We start from the raw sequence: 22,140 nt of genomic DNA on the forward strand, positions 1-22,140 counted from the left end.
GTCAGCAACCTACACCGGAGTCTGCTCCCGTAGACTGGCTCGGTGGTCAGCACTCCGGTTCCCGACACGCTCACGGTGACCCGTCTGGAGTGCCGGGACCCGCTCTGGTCCGGCGGCACGATCCGCCTTCGGTACGCGGCCCTGGCCGGCGAAACGGTCGCCGTCGAGTTCACCGAGGTCATCGAGTTGCCAGCCGGACTGGATCACGTTCCCGCAGCGACGCTCGATCCGATCCTGCGGCTGCTGTCGCTGGCGGCCTCGCTGAGCTACTTCAAGGCGTTCGCTCCTGCGGCCGTGGCGGTGCCGTCGGGCCTGACGCCGCGCGAACGGCACTTCCTCGCCGATGTCACCCGCCACGGACTCGGCGAGTTCGCCTACGTGAACCGGATCCCGGAAGTCTTCGAGACTGTCATCGAGGCACCGGAACTACCCGAGCAGGCTGCCGAGCAGGCCTCAGAGCCGGGTGAGCCGCGCCGGGCGCTCGTGGCCGTCGGCGGCGGCAAGGACTCCATCGTCTCCATCGAGGCGCTGACTGCGGCCGGCCTCGACGTCGGGCTGTTCGCGGTCAACTCCTACACCCCCATCAGCCGCACCGCCGAGGTCGCCGACATACCCCTGACCTCTGCGCGCCGCACGCTCGACCCGGCGCTGTTCGCCCTCAACGAGGCCGGCGCACCCAACGGGCACGTGCCCGTGACCGCCGTGAACTCGCTCATCGCCGTGCTGACCGCGCTCGCCTGCCGGTTCGACACGGTGGTGTTCAGCAACGAGGCCAGCTCGTCGTTCGGCAACGTCGACTGGGAGGGCCAGCAGATCAACCACCAGTGGTCCAAGGGCATCGAGTTCGAGCGGCTGCTGCGCGAGAGCCTGCCGGCCGGTGCGCCGCAGTACGTCTCGCTCCTGCGTCCACTGACCGAGCTGCGGATCGCGCGACGCTTCGCCGAGCACCGCGCCTATCACCGGGTCTTCACCAGCTGCAATCGCGCCTTCAAACTGCGCGAGTCCGACCGGACCTCATGGTGCGCCGACTGCCCCAAGTGCCGTTTCGTCTTCTTGTGCCTGGCACCGTTCCTGGAGCGCGAGGCCCTGCTGGACATCTTCGGCGGACGGGACATGTTCGCCGACCCGGCCCAGCACGGCGGCTTCCTCGAACTCCTCGAACTCGACGGGCTGCACAAGCCGTTCGAGTGCGTCGGCGAGCCGGCCGAGTGCCGGGTCGCGCTCGGGCTGCTGCGCGAACATCCCGGCTGGCGCGATCACCCCTTCCTCGCGCTGCCGCAGATCGCCGCCGTGCCCGTCGATCCGGCCGAACGCGAGGAGGCTTTCGCCTTCCGCGAGCACGAGCACTTCCTCACGCCGAGTCTCGAAGCGGTGGCCCGTGCGGTATGACGACCTCGCCGATGCCGCAGTTGTCATCTGGGGGGCCGGGCGCGAAGGCCGGGCCGCGAAGGCGGAACTGACGCGGCGCGGCATCGACGCTGCGGTAGCGGTGACCGGCGACGGCCCGCCGCCCGCTGACCTGCCTACGGTGCACGGTCCGGCGGCCCTCGACCTGCTGCGTTCGGCCGATGTCGTCGTCAAGTCCCCCGGGGTCCCCCATGCCTCACCGGAGTTCGCGGCCCTGCACGCGGCCGGTGTCACCGTCACCTCGCTGACCGACCTGTGGCTGGCCGAGAACCGGGATCGCACCATCGCGGTCACCGGCAGCAAGGGCAAGAGCACCACCTCGGCGCTGATCCATCACCTGTTGAACGCCTCCGGCATCCCGGCCTCGCTGGTCGGCAACGGCGGCACCCCGGTCACCGAGGACGACCGGACGGCGGCCGACGTGGCCGTGGTGGAGATCTCCAGTTACCAGGCCGCCGACCTGACGACATCGCCCCGGATCGCGGTCCTCACCTCCCTGTATCCGGAGCATCTGCCCTGGCACGGCGGCTACGAGCAGTACGTCGCCGACAAGCTCAACCTCATCGCGCACGCACCGCGGATCGTGGTGGTGCCCGATGCCGGCGAGATGACCCGCCTGGCCCGCGAGCAGGTCTCCGGGGACACGCGCCTCGTCCGCCCGGCCGATCTGGGCCTGACGGTCACCGAGTCCGGCATCACCTGGCGCGACGCAGGGGAACCGCTGCCGGCTGGCCGGGTTCCGCTGCGCGGCACGCACAACCTCGGCAACGTGGCCCTGGCCCTGGCCGCCGCCTGTCTGTTCGCGGACTTCGACGCCGCCGCACGGGCACGCGCGCTCGCCTCGGTAAGCGACTTCGCGCCGCTCACGCACCGCCTGGAGACGGTGCCGTCAAACGACGGGCGCACCTGGGTCGACGACAGCCTGGCCACCGCTCCCGAGGCCGTGGTCGCGGCGCTGGAGACCTATCCCGGCACCCGTGTCACGCTGATCGTCGGCGGGGCCGACCGCGGACTGTCCTTCGCGCCGCTGCTCGACTACCTCGCCGGCCGACCGGCCGCCGCGCGCGTCCACATGATCGCCGTCGGCCCCGTCGGTGCCCGCCTCGCCCGCGATCCCGGTGCCGCCGGCGTGGGGCTGCAGGTGGCCGCCGACTTCGCCGAAGCGCTGCACCTGGCCCGCCACGACGACGGTCAGATCGTCCTGCTCTCCCCCGGAGCGCCCAGCTTCGACGAGTTCGCCAACTACGAGGAACGGTCCGCCGCCTTCCGCCGCGCCGCCCTCGCCGAACCGCACCTGTAGCCTCATCCGGGTGATGACGCGAGTTCGGTCCCTGCGCAGAGAACACCTGGTCATCGGCACGGTTGCGCTGTTCTTCGGCGTCGGCTTGATCGTCATCAGTGCCACGTGGCCGGAGGCCTTCGGTGTGTTCATCGCCATCGGCGGTGTCGTCGGCGCTCTCATGGTCCTGTACGAGGTACGGCTCACCAAGCAGATCGCCCAGGCCGAGTTCATCCGCGACCTGCAGAGCGGCTTCGCCAGCGACGAGAACATCGGCACGCTGTGGAAGAAACTCCTGCTCAAGGAACCGATCACCGAGGCCGACCGGCCGCTCGTTAGCAGTTACCTCACCTTCTTCGAGACCCTGCACCTGCTGGTCTCAAGGGCGCGCTCGAACTGCCACTGACCGACGATCTGTTCCGCAATCGCTTCTTCACCGCCATCGGCGACAAGGGCATCTTGCGCACCGCGCTCATCAAGCAGGCCGGGGCCTTCGCCAACATCCACGACCTCATCGAGACCTGGCACCAGCACATGCTGTCGACCGGCGTGCCGATCCACGACGGCTACTACTCCTACATCGAAGAACTCAGCCGGGCCAAGGGATTCGATATCGACGATCTCGCCGTCGGCGACCTGCCCGACCTCATGGCGCTGCAACTCGATGTCACCGCCGCGCTCGGCGACGGTGCCATGCTGCGCGCCAACGACGAGGACATGCTGCGCTCCTGCCTCAGCGACCACCTGACCCTCGGCGCGCGATGGCGCGACAGCGGCGACCTGGCCGCTGCGGCGATCCTCTACGACGGTGGCACCGGCGAGGAGAGCATCAAGAAATACCTCACCGACGATCCCGACGAGATCGCGGGGACGATCAACCTCAAGCTGGTCCTCACCTCCCCCGACGCACGGCATCAGGGACTGGCCCGCACGCTCATCGAACTGCTGGAGCAGCGCGCCGTCGCTGCCGGCAAGCGCGAGATCCTATGCACGATCCACCCGGGCAACAAGGCGAGCCAGGGGCTGTTCACCCTGCTGGGCTATGAGCGGGTCGCCAAGGTCACGACGAGTTACGGCCTGCGGCTGGTCTTCGCGCGGTCGCTGCCCTCCCTCACGAAGCGCTGGTCCCGCTGACCCTTCCGGCGTAAGAACGTGCGGGATCGGCGCATCGCACTCAGCCCCGCTCAGGCGTCCTCGGACTCCAGCGGGTCGCCGTCGGGTGCCAGGCCCGCGCGCACCCGGCGTCCCGAGACCACCAGGCTGACCACGGCGGTCACGCCCAGCACGCCGACGATCACCACCAGGCTGACCGGGGTGGGGATGTCGGGCACCTTCACGTGCTCACCACCGTTGATGAATGGCAGCTTGTTCTCGTGCAGCGCGTGCAGCAGCAACTTGACGCCGATGAACGCCAGCAGCACCGCGAGTCCCTGCGACAGGTAGATGAGGCGCGTGAGCAGGTCGCCGAGCAGGAAGTACAACTGGCGCAGGCCCATGAGCGCGAACACGTTCGCCGTGAAGACGAGGTACGGCTCCTTCGTCAGGCCGTAGATGGCCGGGATTGAATCGAGCGCGAACAGCAGGTCGGTCGTGCCGAGCGCGATGATGACCAGGAACATCGGCGTGATGGCCTTCTTGCCGTTCTCCCGCACGACGAGCTTGAGGCCCTCCCAGCGCTCCGACAGCGTGAACCGGCGCCGCGCGAAGCGGACCACGGCGTTCTCGGCGTCGTCATCGTGCTCGGTGTCGGTGACCAGGTTGATCGCCGTGTAGATCAGGAACGCGCCGAAGATGTAGAACACCCACGAGAACTGGTTGATGGCGACCGCGCCGAGCGCGATGAAGATACCTCGGAAGACCAGGGCGATGATGATGCCGACCAGCAGCGCCTCCTGCTGGTACTTCCGGGGCACCTTGAAGCTCGCCATGATGATGAGGAAGATGAACAGGTTGTCGACCGACAGGCTGTACTCCGTGAGCCAGCCGGCGAAGAACTGCAGACCGAAGTCCTCGTTCTTGCCCGGGCCGTCGTGGTACGCCATGACCCAGATGCCGAAGGCGACGGCCATCGAGACGTAGACGGCCAGGTAGACCGCGCACTCCTTGACCGACGGCTCGTGCGGCTTGCGGGCGATAATGACGATGTCGAACAGCAGCACCGCGATGGTCACCGCGACGGTGATAGACCATTCGAGCGTCGAGACGTGCATGGACGGCCCGCCGGCCGCAGCCGAGGCGGACAAGGCAAGGGATGAGGCGAACACCAGGTTCCTCCGGTTCGTAGATAGCAGACGTACCGGAGGTCTCTTCCATCCGCGACGCGGACCCGCAGCACCGGACGAAAACGTCGTGATGACGACACTGCGGCGAAGGAATACTCCCCTCCACGAGACAGTCTATGCCTCAGCGGCGATCATGCCGCGCAGCTCCTTCTTCAAGTCGCCGATCTCGTCGCGCAGCCGAGCAGCGACCTCGAACTGCAAGTCGGCTGCGGCGACCCGCATCTGCTCGCTCAGCGACTCGATCAGGGCCGCGAGATCGGCCGACGGCAGATGTGACAGATCGGCCCGCGACTCGCCGAGCGGCACCGCCGCCCCCCGGCGGCGATGGTCGCCCGTGGCGGCCAGCAGCGCGTCGGTGTCGGCGTCCTCGCGGGCGAGCATGTCGGTGATGTCGCCGATCTTCTTGCGCAGCGGCTGGGGGTCGACGCCGTGCGCGGTGTTATAGGCGATCTGCCGCTCACGCCGCCGGTTGGTCTCGTCGATGGCGAAGGCCATCGAGTCGGTGATGCGGTCGGCGTACATGATGACCTGGCCGGAGACATTGCGCGCCGCACGGCCGATGGTCTGGATCAAGGAACGGGTCGAGCGCAGGAAGCCCTCCTTGTCGGCGTCCAGGATCGCCACCAGGCTGACCTCGGGAAGGTCCAGCCCCTCGCGCAGCAAGTTGATACCGACCAGCACGTCGTACTCGCCGAGGCGCAGCTCGCGCAGCAGTTCGACCCGGCGCAGTGTATCGATCTCGCTGTGCAGATAGCGGGTCCGGATGCCGGCCTCGACGAGATAGTCGGTGAGGTCCTCGGACATCCGTTTGGTCAAGGTGGTGACCAACACGCGCTCGTTGCGTTCGACCCGCTCGCGGATCTGGCCGATGAGGTCGTCGATCTGCCCCTTCGTCGGCTTGACGATGACCTCGGGGTCCACCAGACCGGTCGGGCGGATGATCTGCTCGACCACCTCGCCCCCGGTCTGCGTCATCTCGTAGTCACCGGGCGTCGCCGACAGGTAGACGGTCTGGCCGGTGCGCTCCAGGAACTCGTCCCAAGTGAGCGGACGGTTGTCCATAGCGCTCGGCAGCCGGAAGCCGTGCTCGACCAGCGTGCGCTTGCGGGACATGTCGCCCTCGTACATCGCCCCGATCTGCGGCACCGTGACGTGCGACTCGTCGAGCACGAGGACGAAGTCCTCCGGGAAGTAGTCGAGCAGGCAGTTGCCCGGCGAACCCGGCTCGCGCGCGTCCATATGCCGCGAGTAGTTCTCGATGCCGCTGCACGTGCCGACCTGCTGCATCATCTCCAGGTCGTAGGTGGTGCGCATGCGCAGTCGTTGCGCCTCCAGCAGCTTGCCTTCGGCGCCGAGCTCGGGCAGCCGTTCGTCGAGTTCGGCCTGGATGGACTGCATCGCCCGCTGCATCGTGTCGCTGCCCACCGCGTAGTGGGTGGCCGCTCCGACGTACAGCTCGTCGTCTTCGCTGAGCACTTCGCCAGTGAGCGGGTGCAGGGTCATCAGCCGTTCGATCTCGTCGCCGAAGAACTCCACCCGCACCGCATGCTCCTGGTAGACCGGGAAGATGTCGATGGTGTCGCCTTTGACCCGGAAAGTGCCGCGCGTCGAGGTGACGTCATTGCGCACGTACTGGGCCTGGATGAGCGTCTTCAGCAGATGCTCGCGCGGCATCTCCTCGCCGACCTTGAAGCCGATCATGCGCTCCAGGTACTCCTGCGCCGATCCGAGGCCGTAGATACACGAGACCGTCGCCACGACGATGACGTCCCGCCGGGTCAGCAGCGACCACGTGGCCGAGTGCCGCAGCCGCTCGACCTCCTCGTTGATCGAAGAGTCCTTCTCGATATAGGTGTCGGTCTGCGGGACGTACGCCTCGGGCTGGTAGTAGTCGTAATAGGACACGAAATACTCGACGGCGTTGTCGGGGAAGAACTCCCGCAGCTCGTTGGCGAACTGGGCCGCGAGGGTCTTGTTGGGCAGCATGACGAGCATGGGCCGCTGCAACCGCTCGGCCAGCCAGGCGACCGTGGCGGTCTTGCCGGTTCCGGTGGCACCCATGAGCACCGAGTGCCGCTCACCGGCGTCGATGCGCTGCTGCAGGGCCTCGATGGCCGCCGGCTGATCGCCCCCCGGCTCGAAATCGGAGACGACCCGGAACGGTGCCACCTGCCGGCTCAGTTCAGACAATGCCCTCATGCCGCCGAGCCTACGGCGACCCACTGACAGAATCTCCCGGCGCAGGGTAAGAGATAGCGCCAATAGGCAGCCGGTCATCGAGGCGCGAGCGCAGCACACCTCGAAACGACCCACCACCGCAGGCTTCGAGGCTCCGGCCGCAAGCGGCCTACGCACCTCAGCCAGCGGACCTATCCGCAGAACTCCTGAGCTGTGAGGGCGGCCTCAAAACGCCCACGTCTGGCGGGGGTGGCGGGTATTTCCTCTAGGCTCGACGGCATGGGAGTCGACGAGCGACGGGCCGCCAGGCGGCGCGAGATCATCGCCGCGACCCGTGCCCTGTTCGACGAACGCGGGGTGCGTGACGCGCAGATCGAGGACATCGCCCGGTCCGTCGGCATCAACCGCGCCATCATCTACCGGCACTTCACCAGCAAGGAAGAGCTGTTCGCCGTCACGCTGATCGAGTACCTACGTGAACTGGAGACCTCCTTCACCACCGCCGTCCGGCCCGGCGATGCTCCCCGCAAGCGCCTGGCGGCCATCGTCGCGGCCTTCTTCGACTACGGCATCGCCCATCCGGCATTCGTGGACTGCGCTCAGACCCTGCTGCGCCGCCGAGGCACCGAACTGCAAGAAGAGGTCGGCAGCGAGGTCCTCATCGGCCTCGGTACCGCGATCAGCGCCTGCCTCGGTCCCCTGGTGTCGACCCTCGGCGACGGCACGCAAGCCGGTGACTTCGAGGTGGCCGATGCCTCGCTGGCGGCCAATCTGCTCTACGCCCAGGGCCTCGGTGCGCTCAATCTGGCCCATCTGCAGTGGTCGATCCGCAAGCACAACACCGGTGTCCCGGTCGTCGACGACGTCGCCACCGACACCCTGCGCACGCTGATGATCCACGGTGCCGTGGCTATGGCAACGGGGGCCACACCGAAACCGGCGTGACCCCCGTACCGAGGTTCCTTCGAGGCTCGTTTCCGGGTCCTGAGGTGCCGCGAGGAACGAGCGGCCCGAAGGACGCACCTCAGAGAGCGGTTGCTCAGCTCTCCATGATTGCGACGACGCCCTGGCCGCCGGCGGCGCAGATCGAGATCAGGCCGCGCTTGCCCGGACCGGCCTCGTGCAGCAGCTTGGCCAGGTTGGCCACGATGCGGCCGCCGGTCGCGGCAAACGGGTGCGCTGCGGCCAGCGAGGAACCCTTGACGTTGAGCTTGCTGCGGTCGATCGAGCCGAGCGGCTTGTCCAGACCGAGCTTGTCCTGGCAGAACTCGGCCGACTCCCACGCGGCGAGCGTCGAGAGCACCTGGCCGGCGAAGGCCTCGTGGATCTCGTAGAAGTCGAAGTCCTGCAGGCTCAGGCCCTGGCGCGCCAGCAGGCGCGGCACGGCGTAGGCCGGCGCGAGCAGCAGCCCCTCGGCACCGCTGACGTAGTCGACCGCAGCGGTCTCGTAGTCGACGAAGTACGCCTGGACGGTCCAGCCGCGACGGGCGGCCTCCTCCTCGGAGGCGAACAGCGCGACCGAGGCACCGTCGGACAGCGGCGTGGAGTTGCCCGCCGTCATGGTGGCCTCGTCGCCGAGCTTCTTACCGAAGACCGGCTTGAGCTTGGCCAGCTTCTCGACCGTGGAGTCCGGGCGCAGGTGGTTGTCCTTCTCGACGCCGTTGAACGGCGTGACGAGGTCGTCCTGCCAGCCCTCGTCCCAGGACTTCGCCAGGTTCTGGTGCGAGGTGGCGGCCAGCTCGTCCTGCGCCTCGCGGGTGATGCCCCACTGGTGCGTCGTGATGGCCTGGTGGTCGCCCATCGACAGGCCGGTGCGCGGCTCGGCGTTGCGCGGCTGGTCGGGTGCCAGGTAGCCCGGACGGATCTTGGCCAGCAGCTTGACCAGGCCCTTCTTGTCGCCCTTGGCCGACAGCTGGTTGGCCTCGATGAGGATCTTGCGCAGTTTGTCGTTGACTGCGAGCGGGGCGTCCGAGGTGGTGTCGGTGCCGCCGGCAATGCCGCTCTCGATCTTGCCGAGCGCGATCTTGTTGGCGACCTGGAACGCCGCCTGGAGGCCGGTTCCGCAGGCCTGCTGCAGGTCGGTGGCGGGGGTCTCGGGCGACAGCTTGGAACCGAGGACCGTCTCGCGGGTGAGGTTGAAGTCACGGCTGTGCTTGAGCACCGCGCCGGCGACGACCTCGCCAACCCGCTCGCCCTCCAGGCCGAAGCGCTCGACCAGGCCGTCGAGGGCGGCGGTCAGCATGTCCTGGTTGGAGACGTTCGTGTAGACGGTGTTGCTGCGGGCGAAGGGGATACGGTTGCCGCCGATAACGGCGACGCGGCGGATCTGCTGGCCACCGCTCTGGGGAGCCGCAGCGGGGGCGGCGGTCTCGGCCGGTGCCGTCGCGGCAGCCGTGGTCTTCGCGGCGGGGGCCTTCTTGGCCGGGGCCTTCTTCGCGGGCGTGGTGCCTGCCATGTCGGGGACTCCGTTCGGGATGGTCGATGATGGTACGAGAACGTGACGCGCACCTCGTCGCGCCGGAGTGGACCGGCACTGTCACACGAGGTTACAGTCAGGTATCGGTTTCAGATACCACCGGTATTCGAGAGATAGGACACATTCCCGTGAGCGATCGCTATCAGGACCTCGCGCACAACCCCGTCGGCAAGTTCCTCGTAAAGAACCTGGGCCTGCCGAATCCGCCGTACCTCGATCGCTACACCGGCGGTGCCCTGGTCAAGGGCACCGTGCTGACCGGCAGCGCGACGAAGACGAGCGCCGTCGCGAAGGAGATCACCGCCGCACTCAAGGCGCAGGGCATCGAGGCCACCGGCGTCCGCGCCGACGGCAAGAAGTACAAGGGCCTGGTCTTCGACGCCTCCGGCATCGACTCGGCTGCGGGCCTGGTAGCCCTGCAGGAGTTCTTCACCCCCGTCCTGCGCCAGCTGGCCCCCTCCGGTCGCATCGTCGTCGTCGGCTCACTGCCGGCCGAGGCAGCCTCCGAGGGTGCGGCCCTCGCCCAGCGCGGCCTGGAGGGCTTCACCCGCTCGCTCGGCAAGGAGGTCGGCGGCGGTTCGACGGTCAACCTCGTCTACGTCGCCAAGGGTGCCGAGAAGGCCCTCGCTTCGACGCTCGGCTTCCTGCTGTCGCCCAAGTCGGCATACGTCTCCGGCCAGGTCATCCGCATCGGCACCTCGGAGCTGAAGAAGGCCGACAAGGTCGCCGACCTCACCAAGCCGCTCGCCGGCAAGGTCGCGCTCGTCACGGGTGCCTCACGCGGCCTCGGCGCCGCCGAGATCGAGGCGCTCGCCCGTGACGGTGCCACCGTCATCGGCCTGGACGTCCCGCCTCTGGAGGACGACCTCAAGGCCGTCACCGAGAAGCTGGGCGGCGGCTACATCGTCGGCGACATCACCGCTGCGGACGCCCCGAAGACCATCGCGGACTACATCGAGCAGCACCACGGCGGCGTCGACATCATCGTCCACAACGCTGGCATCACCCGCGACAAGCGGCTCAAGAACATGAAGGCGGAGAACTTCGCCCTCGTGGTCGACATCAGCGTCGGCGCACCGCAGCGCATCACCGACGAACTGCTGGAGCGCGGCCTCATCAACAAGGGCGGCCGCATCGTGGGCATCTCGTCCATCGCCGGCATCGCGGGCAACAACGGCCAGACCAACTACGGCGCGGCCAAGGCCGGCGTCATCGGCTGGATCACCGCGCTGTCGGAGCGTGTCGCCGGCCAGGGCATCACTGCCAACGCCATCGCGCCGGGCTTCATCGAGACCGACATGGTCAAGACGATCCCGCTCGGCATCCGCGAGGCGGGCCGCCGCATGAACTCGATGTCGCAGGGCGGCCAGCCGGTCGACGTGGCCGAGGCCATCGCCTGGTACGCCAGCCCCGGCTCGCAGGCCGTGACCGGCAATGTCGTGCGCGTCTGCGGCCAGAGCCTCCTCGGTGCCTGACGTGGCGACCCGCACCTTCGACAAGGCTCCCGCCACGGTGCCGCTGATGCTCAAGGCGGCGCTCCCGGCCCTTCCCGTGGTCGGCGGCCTGCCGGGCGTCAAGCACGCCTCCGGCGAAGCGCCCGACCTCGTGCTGCGGCGGACGGGCGTGACGACCGATCCGGCCCACCTGGAGCGGTACAACCAGGTGTGCGGTTTCGGCTCCGGCGCGACTCTTCCGGTCACCTATCCGCACATGGCGGCTTTCGCGCTGCATATGAGTCTGATGACCGACACCGCGTTCCCGTTCGCGCCGATGGGCCTGGTCCATCTGCGCAACACGATCACGCAGCACCGGCCCCTCGGTATCGGCGAGACGTTCGACGTCGCCGTCCGTGCTGCGGACCTGCGCCCGCACCCCAAGGGCCGGCTGATCGACGTGCTGACCGACGTCACCGTCGGCGAGGAGGTCGTGTGGAGCGAGGTCACGACGCTGTTCGCCCGCGGCAAGGGCGGTGCGCCGGAGCAGACCGAGGCACCATTGGAGGGCCTGGAGGCGCCGTCGGGCGTCGTGCAGTGGAAGCTCGCCGGCAACCTCGGCCGCCGCTACGGCGCGGTGTCGGGTGATCGCAACCCGATCCACCTGTACCCGCTGACGGCCAAGGCCTTCGGCTTCCCGAGCAATATCGCTCACGGCATGTGGACCAAGGCCCACGCGCTCGCAGCACTGACCAACCGGCTGCCGGACGCCTACCAGGTCGACGTGGAGTTCAAGAAGCCGATCCTGCTGCCTGGCACGGTCGTCTTCGGCTCGCGCTCGCGCGACGGCGAGATCGACTTCGGCGTCGTCGGTGCGCGCAAGCCCGTCACCCACATGGTCGGCCGCACCACCGCACTGTGACCTGACCGAACAGAGAACCTCCCCGCCGACACGTCACGGCGGGGAGGTTCTCTGGGTTCCGGCGGCGGCACAACCATCGCCTGACGGGTCTCGATGCGGGATTCATGGAGGTAACGTCGTCACCATGACCGACATCGATCCGATGGACTACGGGGCCGACCCTTGCTACCACGGACGACCGGCCATTTCGGTCGCACTCCAGATCTTCGGCAAGTACGCCGACCAAGGCGCTGGTCGCATCTACTGCGCGACCGGCAGTGACCAGGAGACCCCGTGCCTGATCGAATGCGATGGCCGGGGCGACATGAGCACGTACTACTTCGGCACCACCGCCTCCGACGATGGTCTTGCTTACGACGGATACGCCATCTCCTACGCGGAGGCACAAGACCTCGCCGAAGACACCTTCGACAACTACGACCCCCAGTTCCAGGACGTCCGGAGATAGGCGGCACCGGGTCATCGAGGTGCGAGCGCAGCACCTCGATGACCCGCCATCGCAGGCTTCGATGCTTCGGCCCCAGACGGCCTACGCACCTCAGCCAGCGGCTCTCCGCGCACGTTCCAACTCGCAAGTAACTAAGAAACTCCTGTGTCGTTAGTCACACGACACAGGAGGTCTCTTTTGCCCATCCGCCATCTCGTCGCTATCGGCGCGGCAACGGCCGTGGTCGCCCTCTCGGGTGCCACCGGGGCCGTCGCCGCCCCCGTGTCCGCCGATCTGCCGCAGGCTCCGGCCTCCGGGTGGGAGCCGCGCCCGGAGGACTATCCCGACACCGTCACCGAATCCGACCTCTCGATCCCGATGTCGGACGGCGTGGAACTGCTGGGCGACCTGACCCGGCCCGTGGACGCGAACGGCGACGTGGTCACCGAGCCGCTTCCGGTCATCATCACCATCACCGCCTACAACAAGGTGATCCAGGGCAGCGGCGGCAGCCCGCTCGGTGGCGGATCGAGCGGGTTCCTGGTCAAGCGCGGCTACGTGCAGCTTCTGGTGGACGCCCGTGGCACCGGCACCTCCGGCGGCACTTGGCAGGTCTTCGGCGAGCGCGAACAACTCGACGCAAAAGAGGTCGTCGAGTGGGCAGCCGCCCAGCCGTGGAGCAACGGCTCAGTCGGCATGAGCGGACCGTCCTACATGGGCATCACCCAGCTGTTCGCCGCCGGGCAGAACCCGCAGGGCCTCAAGGCGATCTTCCCGCAGGTGCCGAGCGCCGAGGTGTACCGCGATGTGGTGGCCTCCGGGGGCCAGGTCGACGTCGGCTTCATGCCGATGTGGCTCGGCCTGGTCGCTCTCACCGGCACCGTCCCACCGACAAGCGGAGAAGTCTCGCCCGAGGTCGTCTTGCAAAACTTCCTCGAACACGTCCTCGGCACGACCGGCACCCTGGAGTTACTGCTCAACGCCTTCTCCGGCGGCGAGCGCGCCTACGACGGACCCTGGTATCAGGAGCGCTCGACGCTCCTGCAGGCTGTGCCGAACATCACGGTGCCGACCTTCCTCGTCGGCGGCCACTACGACCTGTTCCAGCGCGGTACTCCACTGATCTTCCAGCAACTGAAGGAACAGGGCACGCCGGTCAAGATGCTGCTCGGGCCGTGGGACCACCTGCAGGGATCGACCGGCCCCGGTGTTCCAGACGCCGGCTATGGGTCGCTATCGGAGTTGCAGTTGCGGTGGTTCGACCGTTACGTCAAGGACTTGCCCGACCCGACGCTCGACAGCGACATCCCCGATTTCACCTATTACGAGTTGGGATCGGGCAAGTGGAAGCAGCGTGACGCCTACCTCGACGAACAGCGCGCGCAGGTCTACCACCTGTCCGGCACGTCCTCGCCGGGCACACCGGGCCAGCTCGTCGACGGCTCCGAGGTCACGGCCGGGGAGTCGCTGGTCGCGCCGCTGGCGGCTGCGGGCCTGTGTACCCGCTCGGCTACCCAGTGGACGGCGGGCTTCTCCAACAGTCTCCCGGTACCCAACCCCTGTAACGACGACAACCAGTACAACGACGAACTCGGCGTGATCTTCCAGACCGAGCCGATGGCGCAGGACCTACAGATCCTCGGCCCCATCGGCGCACGCTTGTACTCCTCCAGCGTAACCGGGGACGGATTGCTGTCGGTCCACGTGTCGCTGGTCCATCCCGACGGGACGGTCGAACGGCTGACCGGCGGCTGGCAGACGATCTCGATGAACGCCACCGACGAGGCGAAGTCGGTGAAGCTCGACGGGGAGATCATCCAGCCGTGGCATCCGTTCACCGCAGAGTCCAAGCACACCTTGGCTCTCGGGGAGATCGAGCCGGTCGACGTCGAAATCTTCCCGACCGGTGCCGTCATCCCGGCAGGATCGAGCCTGCGCATGTCGGTGCAGTCCTTCGACCTGCCGCACCTGCTGCCCACGCTGGAGAACGTGCCCGCACAGGCCGGAGCGATGATTACCATCTACAACGACGCCGAGCATCCGTCACGCCTGGTGCTCCCGGCGCTGTCCCCCGTCACGCCGGGTACAGAGCATCCCGAGACGCCGGTCACGGGCCAGCCCACGGAAGCGACGGCCGCCGCGACGTCGAGCGTGGGCAGCGGCGGCGGCTACGCAGGGACGGCGGCCGACCGGCTGCCGTCGACGGGCAGCCCGGTCGGGGCGCTGCTCGTGCTGTTCGCCGCCGTCTGCCTCATCGGTGCCGGGAGCGCCTCGTTCCTGCGGCGGTTCGGTGCCGTGAGCGCCGCCGATCTCGTGCGCAGCCGGTTGGTGCCGTAGAGCCGCGTCGACGGGTAGGTCCCACCCTTCGGAGTCGCTCGCTCTGGGTTCCGCCGAACCTATGTCCAAAAACATTCTCATGCATACGTACAACTTTGCTACGCTAGGAACATGACCTCGATCACACTGGGCAGAGAAGGTTCGTAATGCTCCACCGGCTTCGCCACGCCGCCGCGCTCGCCCTCATCGCCTCGCTGATGACTCTCGTCCCGTCATCGCCGGCCGCAGCCGAACCCGTGTCGCAAGACTTCCAGGTCGCCATGTCCGACGGCGTCGAACTCACCGCCACCCTCACCTCCCCCGACGAGAACTGGGAGACGCCGCGGCCGACGATCGTCGAGTTCAGTCCCTACGGCAACGACTCGCAGACCTTCGTCCCGGACGACAACTACAACCGCGTCCTCGTGCAGATCCGCGGCACGGGCGACAGCAAGGGGTCCTTCGACGCCCTCGGCCCCGTCAACCAGGCCGACGTCCCCCAGGTCCTCAACTGGATCTGCTCCCAGCCCTGGAACGACGGCAATGTCGGCATCCACGGGTTCTCCGCCAGCGCCATCATCATCTATAACTCGATGTGGCAGGAGTTCCCCGACTGCGTCAAAACGATGACACTGCGTTCGGGCACCTTCGAGTTGTACCGCGACCTGCTGGTGCCCGGCGGCGTGTTCAACTTCGCTCCCGGCGCGGCCGTTCTCGCCATGATCGGTACCCCGGCGATGCTGCAGTGGCCGGATCGTTTCGACGACCCGGCCAGCTGGCCGGACTGGTTCGCCGGCATGTTCACCTCCGGCCTCGAAGTCGGCTTCATGCACCCCACGCTCGACGAGTTCTGGCAGCAGCGCGGCTTTCGAGGGGACGCCAACGGTCTCCCGATCATGGCCGTCAATGGCATCTTCGATGTCGAGTCCCGTGGTGCCTTCCAGGGCTATCAGGAATTGCGCGACAACGGTTCGCAGTTGGTGTTGAAGGGCGGCCACGACGGCTTCCCCGCAGGCACCGACTATGGCGAAAGTGACATGCAATCCTGGTACGACTACCACCTGCGCGGCATCGATAACGGCATCACAGAGCAGCCGCGAGTCCGCGTGCAGATGTCCAATGGCGACCGGCAGTCCTTCATTCAAGACGGCGATTTCGTCTACCGCGAATTCGACGACTGGCCGGCCCCCGGCACGGTCTGGGAGTCGCTGAGCCTCGACGCCAGCATGGAGGATGCCGCAGACCCTGTCGCCAACGACGGAAGTCTGACGCTCGGCGAGGCTCGTGAAGCGGAAACCCAGGTCTACGAACCCTTGGTCACCAGCCCCTTGGTCACCGATGTCCCCACAGCTTCACTCGTGGACAACGGCGGTGCCCACCTGCTCACCGGTAGCCTTCCCGGCGTCTCCGATCCGGACGGACTCGTCATCATGCCGGGCCTGAGCTACACCACCGCCCCCCTCTCGGAAACCGTCATGGCGGCAGGCCCTCCGACACTCGAGATTCGCCTGGGGTCGCTCAATGCTGAGACGCCGATCTGGGCCATGATCTCCGATGTCTTCCCCGACGGCACCTCCCATCCGCTCACGGTCGGACGGCTCAACTCCTCGTTCCCGAACGTCATCGAGGACGAGTCCCTCAAGGATGCGAGCGGCCAGATCGTGCAGCCCTACGGTGATTTCAGCGAGAAGACGATGTTCGCGAGCCTACCCACCGCCCCACTCCTGTACCAAGTGGAGCTGTGGCCCATCGCCAACCAGTTCCAGGAGGGCCATCGCATCCGCCTCGACGTCCTCGGCGCGTCCGCGTTCTCGACGCTATCGGCCACCGGAGGACTCCTGCCGAACACCGTGGAGGTCGGCGGCGACAGTGGCTCACGCCTGCTGTTCCCGGTGCTTCCCGAGAGCGACCTGGCCTCCGCCCTCGGAGTCGACACCCCGACAGTGACCCCGCCGGATACGGAGAACCCCGGAACCCAGGTCCCCGGCGGCACCGACCTGCCCGGAGGCAGCGGCGAGGTGAATCTCGACGGCAGTAGTTCGGCGACAAATGCGGCTAGCGGCGGCTCGGCCGAAAGCGGGGCACTGAGCGGCTTGCTGCCCAACACCGGAGCCTCCCCCTGGAGTCCGTTGGTGCTGCTGACCGCTGCCTGCTCAATCGTGGCCGGCACCCGCATCCTGCGCCCCCGCCCCTGACCGGGGGGAGGTCCCGCCTACCCGTGCAGGACCTCGGCGGTCGGGCGGATCAGGCCCTCCTGGGCAGCGGTGGCGACCAGAGTCCCGGACACGTCGAAGACACGCGCGAGGCTCAGCCCCCGTGCCCCGGACGCCGACGGCGAGGACTGGTCGTACAGCAGCCACTCGTCGGCCTTGATCGGCCGGTGAAACCACACCACATGGTCCAACGAAGCAGCCTGCAGTCTCGGGTCGCCGATGTAGATCCCGTGCGGGACCAGCGAGGCCCCGAGCAGGCTGAAGTCGCTGATATAGGTGAAGGCGGCATTGTGGAGGCGGGCCTCGTCGGGCAAGGCCCCCGAGGCCCGGAACCACAGCCGCTGTACCACCAGATGTGACGAGGCCTGCTTCTCGACCTCACTGCGGTTGTCGCCGACGTAGCGCAGGTCGAACGAGGACCATTCGTCGCGCCAGCGGTCGAAGTTTCCGCCGCCGCGCGCCTTGACGATCTCGCCCAACTCGATGGACTCCTCCGGCCCCGGAACCACGGGCATCGGGTCTTGATGATCGAATCCGGATTCGGCCACCTGGAACGAGGCCGTCATGTAGAAGATGATCTTCCCGTGCTGACGGGCAGCGACCCGCCGGGTGGTGAACGATCCACCGTCGCGCACGTTCTCGACGTCGTAGATGATCGGGATGCTCGGGTCACCGCCGAGAATGAAGTAGATGTGCAACGAGTGGATATGCCGGTCGTCCGGCACCGTCTGCTGCGCGGCCACGACCGCCTGCGCGGCGACCTGGCCGCCGAAGACCCGCGGCATCATCGAGCGTGCGGGCTGTCGCCCGCGGAACAGGCCGACTTCCAGTTGCTCGAGTTCCAACAGATCGAGAAGTTCGGTCAACGAAGCAGGCACGCCTACGATCCTAGAACGTCCGCCTACAGGTCCGCTGGCTGAGGTGCGACGAGCTTGCGAGGAGCCTCGAAGGGTGCGAAATGACCACCACCGCAAGACCAGTCTCAGGACATGTCGCCGTCGTGGTGGTGGCGGGCGAGGTACTCCTCGAACTGCCCGGCCAGTTCGTCGGCGCTCGGCAAGGCGTCCTCGCTGGCCAGCAGTGACTGCGCGGCACCCCGCGTGAAGGCGTCGTACTGCTCTTCCAGGCCGACGACGAGGTCGGTGCCGTGCTGATCGGCGATCTGCCGCTCGATATCGACCATCGCGCTCGCGTGACGTTCGCGCAAGCCCGTCAGGTCCACGCGCAGACCCAGCCTGTCGGTGATCGCCTCCAACAGGGCGACAGCCGCCCCCGGATAGTCGACCTGCGCCAGATAGTGCGGCACGTGCGCCACATACCCAGCCGCGTCGTAGCCCCACGAGCCGAGCCGGTATTCCAGCATCGACTGGGCAGAGGAGGGCACGGTCAACTCCGCCGACCACAGGTTCGTACGGTCGACGAGTTCGGGCGCGGTGCCGTGCGCCGTGACCAACAGCGGCCGTGTGTGCGGCACGCCCATCGGCACGGCGGCCAGGCTCAGCGTGAGATCGATGCCGAGGTCTTCGATGACCTCGCGCGTCTCTGCGGCAAACCGCTCCCACAAGAAGTCCGGTTCCGGTCCGGACAGCACGTAGTAGGCGCGCCCCTCCTGGTCGTGCTCGCGCACCACATCGAGCCGGGGCGCGTCGTAGTCAAGGTAGTGGTCCTTGGCGAAGCGCAGGGTCGGACGCCGGGCGCGATAGTCGAGCATCGCGTCGATGTCGAAGGAATGGACGACCTCGCCGTGACCGGACAACAGGTGTTCGACGGCCAGCCGCGGACCCGAACCGGCCGACAGGAAGCCCTCCAAGGCCACGATCAGCACGGTGGGTTCAGGCATGCCGGGAGCCGGCTCTTCGCGTCGCAGTAACCACTTCATCGTCAACCCCGGCTCAGCCTCGGTTGTTCCCCGGCCGGCGGGCCAGGAGCGAACGGATGTCGTCGGCGATGGCCTGCGCGCTCAGGCCGAAACGTGCCAGCAGCGTCTCGCGTTTGGCGTGCTCGGGGAACTCCTGGGGCACGCCGTGGACGCGCACCGGCACGTCGAGGTCCGGTGCGTCGCTGACGGCCTGCAGGATCGCGCTGCCGACGCCGCCCTGGCGCCCGTTGTCCTCGACACTGACGATCAGCCGGTGACCGGCGGCCAGGTCGAGCAGCGCCGGCGGCAAGGGCTTGACCCAGCGCGGGTCGACCACCGTGGCCGCGATGCCGTCGGCCGCGAGTTCCTCGGCCGCTTCGACGGCGGTGTGGGCCATCGCACCGACGCCGACGATCAACACCTGCGGATCGCCCTCGCCCCGGTACAGGACGTCCACGCCGTCGATGCGTTCCAGAGCGTCCAGGTCAGGCGGGACCGAGCCTTTGGAGAAGCGCACGACCGAGGGCGCGTCGGCGATCTCGACAGCTTCACGCAGCGTCTCGCGCAGCCGGGCACCGTCGCGCGGGGCGGCCAGGTGCAGGCCCGGAACGATCTGCAGCAGCGACATGTCCCACATGCCGTTGTGCGAGGCACCGTCGTCGCCGGTGATGCCGGCGCGGTCGAGGACGAAGGTCACTCCGCAGCGGTGCAGGGCCACGTCGAGCAGCACCTGGTCGAAGGCGCGGTTCAGGAAGGTCGCATAGACCGCGACGACCGGATGCAGCCCGCCCATCGCCATACCGGCGGCACTGGTGACCGCGTGCTGCTCGGCGATGCCGACGTCGAAGACCCGGTCGGGGAACTTGTCGGCGAAGGCGTCCAGGCCCACCGGGTACATCATGGCCGCAGTGATGCCGACGATGTCGGGGCGGGCGTCGGCGATGCGGACGATTTCGTCGCGGAACACCGAGGTCCAGCCGGCCGGTGCCACGGTGAGCGCATCGCCGGTCTCCGGATCGAAGGGCACCGACTGGTGCATCTGGTCGTTGTCGTTGTCGACGGCGATGTCGTAGCCCTGGCCCTTGGTCGTCAGTACGTGGACGAGCACGGGTCCGCCGAAGCGTTTGGCCGCCGCGAGCGCCAGCTCGACGGCCTGCCGGTCGTGGCCGTCGACCGGGCCGATGTACTTCAGGCCGAGGTCCTCGAACATGCCCTGTGGCGCGAGCGCGTCCTTGACGCCCTTCTTGACGGCGTGCAGGGCCTCGTAGGTGAGTTCGCCGACCTTGCTGGACCCCTTCAGACGGGTCTTGATGGCGCTCAGCGTCGGCTCGTACCGGGGGCTGGTGCGGATGTCGGTCAGCCGGTTGGCCAGGCCGCCGACGGTGGGCCGGTAGGAGCGGCCGTTGTCATTGACGACCACGACAAGGCGCCGGTCGGGGTGGGCGGCGATGTTGTTGAGTGCCTCCCAGGCCATGCCGCCGGTAAGGGCACCGTCGCCGATCACCGCGACGACATGCCGGTCAATGCCGGTCTGCTCGTGCGCGCGTGCCAGCCCGTCGGCGTACGACAGGCTGGTGGAGGCGTGGGAGTTCTCGACCCAGTCGTGCTCGGACTCCGCGCGCGAGGGGTAGCCCGACAGGCCGCCCTCGGTGCGCAGCGAGTCGAACTGGCCGGCGCGGCCGGTGAGCATCTTGTGGACGTAGGACTGGTGGCCGGTGTCCCACACGACCTTGTCCGCAGGTGACTCGAAGACCCGGTGGATCGCCATGCCCAACTCCACGACCCCGAGATTGGGGCCGAGGTGGCCGCCGCAGGCCGCGACTGCGGCGATGAGGCGTTCACGGATCTCGACCGCCAGCGCGGTGAGTTCGGCATCGCTCATCTGCCGCAGGTCTGCGGGTCCGGTGAGGTTCTCGAGCAACGCCATCTGGTCAGTCTATCGAGGCGCGCCGGTACCGTCCGCGCACGTGCGCCAGGGCGTCGGCGGCGGCCACTTCGGCGTGCTCGATCACCGCCTCGACCAGCAGCGACCAGCCGATCTTCCGCCGCGCCTCGTCGACCCGGACGCCGAGCCATCCGGCTGACCCGACGAGCACCGGACCCCACGCGGTGTCGGTCCAGCTGCCGGTCGTGAAGGGGCCGCCGGGCGCGGGGGCGAGGCCGGCGAAGACCTCGGCGAGCTGGTCCTGCCCGCCGGCGAGCACCGAGACGGTGAGGGTGTGCGCTCCGGCGGCCAGCCGCTCCCCCAGGTCGGAGTCGGGGTCGATCAGCCCGATGACACGCGCCGGGTCGCCGTCGGCAATGAGCACCGAGGAGACCGTCAGCCCGGCCCGCTCCCGGCCGGACCCTGCGGCCCAGATGGTGACCGGTGCCGGCATCCTCCCGCGCACGCGCCGCACCGGGTCCCGCTCCGGCTCCGGCGTCGCGAAGGGATGGTCGGTGTGGATGGTCATGCGGTCAGCGTCGCACACGCACCTCAAAGCTTCAGCGACACTCTCTCAGGCTATTGTCAGCCTTCAGAGCGCGCGGCTACTCAGCGACGCGTGCCTCAGAAAGGAAAGTATGTCTCAGAACACTCCCCCCCCCGGTAGGCCATAACACTCTCCCGCCGCAACACTTCTCAGCGAAGGCCGATCCGAAGAACGGCATGGGCGTCACGGCGTTGGTGCTCGGCATCATCGGAGCCTTGATGGGCCTGATCCCCCTGTTCTTCCTCGTCGCCGGCATCCTCGGAGTATTGGCGATCGTCTTCGGCATCATCGGCATTTCCCGTGCCAAGCGCGGAATCGCCACCAACAAAATCATGTCCTGGTTCGGCCTCCTCCTCGGCGTCATCGCCGTCATCTTGATGTTCGTGGGCATCGCGATCATCGACGACGCCTTCAACGGCGAGTCCGACGATGCGCCTGGGCGTCACCAGAACCCGGTGGACATCGTCGAGGGCCAGCCATTCGAGGTCGACGGATTCTCCTATTCCGGTGGCTGGTCGGTGACCGAGGACTACGGGATGGTCGGCATCGAAGGACTCTCCGTCACCAACAACCGTGGCGAGAACGACAGCCTTTTCGCAACGGTGAAGTTCTGGAGCGGCAGCACCGTGCTTGCCGAACTCACCTGCCACAGCGGCGACATCGCCCCAGGAACAACAATCGCCGATGTCGACTGCGGTGGACTTGACGAACTTCCGAACGGGTACGACCGCATGACCATTGAGGACTCCTTCTAAGGAAGTGCTGATCTTTGCGGCGACCCGGCTCGGCGGGTGGCCTGGCGGCTGGGATCGCGAAATCATGGGGTCGTGGACAGCGACCAGCCCTCCTTCACTGATGTCGAGTACGGCAACCGGCGA

General features: G+C 67.7%; 18 protein-coding genes. 11 read left to right on the top strand and 7 right to left on the bottom strand.

Translation table 11 applies throughout. The features are described 5' to 3' along the window. Positions 1-42: 42 nt before the first annotated feature. From QM597_RS10155 to QM597_RS10170, 4 genes are read left to right on the top strand one after another with little or no spacing between them, the layout of a single operon-like run. Positions 43-1,389 (top strand): hypothetical protein, encoded by a 1,347-nt coding sequence (locus QM597_RS10155; protein WP_415004769.1) that lies wholly within the window; start codon positions 43-45, stop codon positions 1,387-1,389. Next, complete coding sequence (gene murD, locus QM597_RS10160) at positions 1,379-2,707, top strand: UDP-N-acetylmuramoyl-L-alanine--D-glutamate ligase (RefSeq protein ID WP_415004770.1); 1,329 nt, start codon at positions 1,379-1,381, stop codon at positions 2,705-2,707. Before QM597_RS10155 ends, murD begins: the two co-directional genes overlap by 11 nt. A gap of 10 nt (positions 2,708-2,717) precedes the next feature. Beyond that, a complete protein-coding gene (locus tag QM597_RS10165) occupies positions 2,718-3,092 on the top strand; it encodes a hypothetical protein (RefSeq protein WP_415004771.1) in 375 nt (124 codons plus the stop codon). A 53-nt stretch (positions 3,093-3,145) separates the two neighbouring features. Then, positions 3,146-3,820: a GNAT family N-acetyltransferase gene (locus QM597_RS10170; RefSeq protein ID WP_415004772.1), complete on the top strand. Its 675-nt coding sequence runs from the start codon at positions 3,146-3,148 to the stop codon at positions 3,818-3,820. 50 nt (positions 3,821-3,870) lie between these two features. Here the strand turns inward: QM597_RS10170 and QM597_RS10175 are convergent, their stop codons facing one another. Both QM597_RS10175 and uvrB read right to left on the bottom strand, forming a co-directional pair. Beyond that, positions 3,871-4,896, bottom strand: coding sequence for a TerC family protein (locus QM597_RS10175; RefSeq protein ID WP_415004789.1), 1,026 nt, complete (start codon positions 4,894-4,896; stop codon positions 3,871-3,873). A gap of 186 nt (positions 4,897-5,082) precedes the next feature. Continuing rightward, complete coding sequence (uvrB, locus tag QM597_RS10180) at positions 5,083-7,167, bottom strand: excinuclease ABC subunit UvrB (protein WP_415004773.1); 2,085 nt, start codon at positions 7,165-7,167, stop codon at positions 5,083-5,085. A 258-nt stretch (positions 7,168-7,425) separates the two neighbouring features. On the opposite strand from uvrB, the gene QM597_RS10185 reads away from it, so the two are divergent. Further along, entirely contained in the window at positions 7,426-8,091 is a 666-nt protein-coding gene (locus QM597_RS10185) for a TetR/AcrR family transcriptional regulator (RefSeq protein ID WP_415004774.1), read from the top strand. A 94-nt stretch (positions 8,092-8,185) separates the two neighbouring features. Here the strand turns inward: QM597_RS10185 and QM597_RS10190 are convergent, their stop codons facing one another. Continuing rightward, the gene (locus QM597_RS10190) at positions 8,186-9,601 is read right to left on the bottom strand and encodes an acetyl-CoA C-acetyltransferase (protein ID WP_415004775.1); all 1,416 of its coding nucleotides are present in this window, start codon (positions 9,599-9,601) and stop codon (positions 8,186-8,188) included. Between the two features lie 149 nt (positions 9,602-9,750). On the opposite strand from QM597_RS10190, the gene QM597_RS10195 reads away from it, so the two are divergent. The 5 genes from QM597_RS10195 (at position 9,751) to QM597_RS10215 (ending at position 16,915) form a co-directional block, all read left to right on the top strand. After that, positions 9,751-11,097, top strand: a complete 1,347-nt coding sequence (locus QM597_RS10195) for a 3-oxoacyl-ACP reductase (RefSeq protein WP_415004776.1) — start codon at positions 9,751-9,753, stop codon at positions 11,095-11,097. Continuing rightward, the gene (locus tag QM597_RS10200) at positions 11,090-11,977 is read left to right on the top strand and encodes a MaoC family dehydratase (RefSeq protein WP_415004777.1); all 888 of its coding nucleotides are present in this window, start codon (positions 11,090-11,092) and stop codon (positions 11,975-11,977) included. Before QM597_RS10195 ends, QM597_RS10200 begins: the two co-directional genes overlap by 8 nt. A gap of 124 nt (positions 11,978-12,101) precedes the next feature. Then, positions 12,102-12,425, top strand: coding sequence for a hypothetical protein (locus QM597_RS10205; protein WP_415004778.1), 324 nt, complete (start codon positions 12,102-12,104; stop codon positions 12,423-12,425). A 177-nt stretch (positions 12,426-12,602) separates the two neighbouring features. Next, positions 12,603-14,741: a CocE/NonD family hydrolase gene (locus QM597_RS10210; RefSeq protein ID WP_415004779.1), complete on the top strand. Its 2,139-nt coding sequence runs from the start codon at positions 12,603-12,605 to the stop codon at positions 14,739-14,741. A gap of 146 nt (positions 14,742-14,887) precedes the next feature. Next, a complete protein-coding gene (locus tag QM597_RS10215) occupies positions 14,888-16,915 on the top strand; it encodes a CocE/NonD family hydrolase (protein WP_415004780.1) in 2,028 nt (675 codons plus the stop codon). 17 nt (positions 16,916-16,932) lie between these two features. Here the strand turns inward: QM597_RS10215 and QM597_RS10220 are convergent, their stop codons facing one another. The 4 genes from QM597_RS10220 to QM597_RS10235 form a co-directional block, all read right to left on the bottom strand. Next, entirely contained in the window at positions 16,933-17,811 is an 879-nt protein-coding gene (locus QM597_RS10220) for an acyl-CoA thioesterase (protein ID WP_415004781.1), read from the bottom strand. Between the two features lie 104 nt (positions 17,812-17,915). Then, positions 17,916-18,773 carry a proteasome assembly chaperone family protein gene (locus QM597_RS10225; protein ID WP_415004782.1) on the bottom strand — a complete coding sequence of 286 codons (858 nt, stop codon included), beginning with the start codon at positions 18,771-18,773 and terminating at the stop codon, positions 17,916-17,918. 52 nt (positions 18,774-18,825) lie between these two features. Continuing rightward, a complete protein-coding gene (dxs, locus tag QM597_RS10230) occupies positions 18,826-20,718 on the bottom strand; it encodes a 1-deoxy-D-xylulose-5-phosphate synthase (RefSeq protein WP_415004783.1) in 1,893 nt (630 codons plus the stop codon). A 4-nt stretch (positions 20,719-20,722) separates the two neighbouring features. Continuing rightward, the gene (locus tag QM597_RS10235) at positions 20,723-21,244 is read right to left on the bottom strand and encodes a flavin reductase (protein WP_415004784.1); all 522 of its coding nucleotides are present in this window, start codon (positions 21,242-21,244) and stop codon (positions 20,723-20,725) included. Positions 21,245-21,453: 209 nt separating this feature from the next. On the opposite strand from QM597_RS10235, the gene QM597_RS10240 reads away from it, so the two are divergent. Then, positions 21,454-22,017: a DUF4190 domain-containing protein gene (locus QM597_RS10240; RefSeq protein ID WP_415004785.1), complete on the top strand. Its 564-nt coding sequence runs from the start codon at positions 21,454-21,456 to the stop codon at positions 22,015-22,017. Positions 22,018-22,140: the final 123 nt, after the last annotated feature.

Origin of the sequence: Aeromicrobium sp. (assembly GCF_047607065.1) — a bacterium.
Classification (GTDB): Bacteria; Actinomycetota; Actinomycetes; order Propionibacteriales; family Nocardioidaceae; genus Aeromicrobium.

Bases quoted from the DNA above. Each gene is read 5' to 3' on its own strand.
- QM597_RS10175 (WP_415004789.1), bottom strand. From the start codon at position 4,896: ATGCACGTCTCGACGCTCGAATGGTCTATCACCGTCGCGGTGACCATC.
- uvrB (WP_415004773.1), bottom strand. From the start codon at position 7,167: ATGAGGGCATTGTCTGAACTGAGCCGGCAGGTGGCACCGTTCCGGGTC.
- QM597_RS10185 (WP_415004774.1), top strand. From the start codon at position 7,426: ATGGGAGTCGACGAGCGACGGGCCGCCAGGCGGCGCGAGATCATCGCC.
- QM597_RS10190 (WP_415004775.1), bottom strand. From the start codon at position 9,601: ATGGCAGGCACCACGCCCGCGAAGAAGGCCCCGGCCAAGAAGGCCCCC.
- QM597_RS10205 (WP_415004778.1), top strand. From the start codon at position 12,102: ATGACCGACATCGATCCGATGGACTACGGGGCCGACCCTTGCTACCAC.
- QM597_RS10215 (WP_415004780.1), top strand. From the start codon at position 14,888: ATGCTCCACCGGCTTCGCCACGCCGCCGCGCTCGCCCTCATCGCCTCG.
- QM597_RS10225 (WP_415004782.1), bottom strand. From the start codon at position 18,773: ATGCCTGAACCCACCGTGCTGATCGTGGCCTTGGAGGGCTTCCTGTCG.
- dxs (WP_415004783.1), bottom strand. From the start codon at position 20,718: ATGGCGTTGCTCGAGAACCTCACCGGACCCGCAGACCTGCGGCAGATG.
- QM597_RS10235 (WP_415004784.1), bottom strand. From the start codon at position 21,244: ATGACCATCCACACCGACCATCCCTTCGCGACGCCGGAGCCGGAGCGG.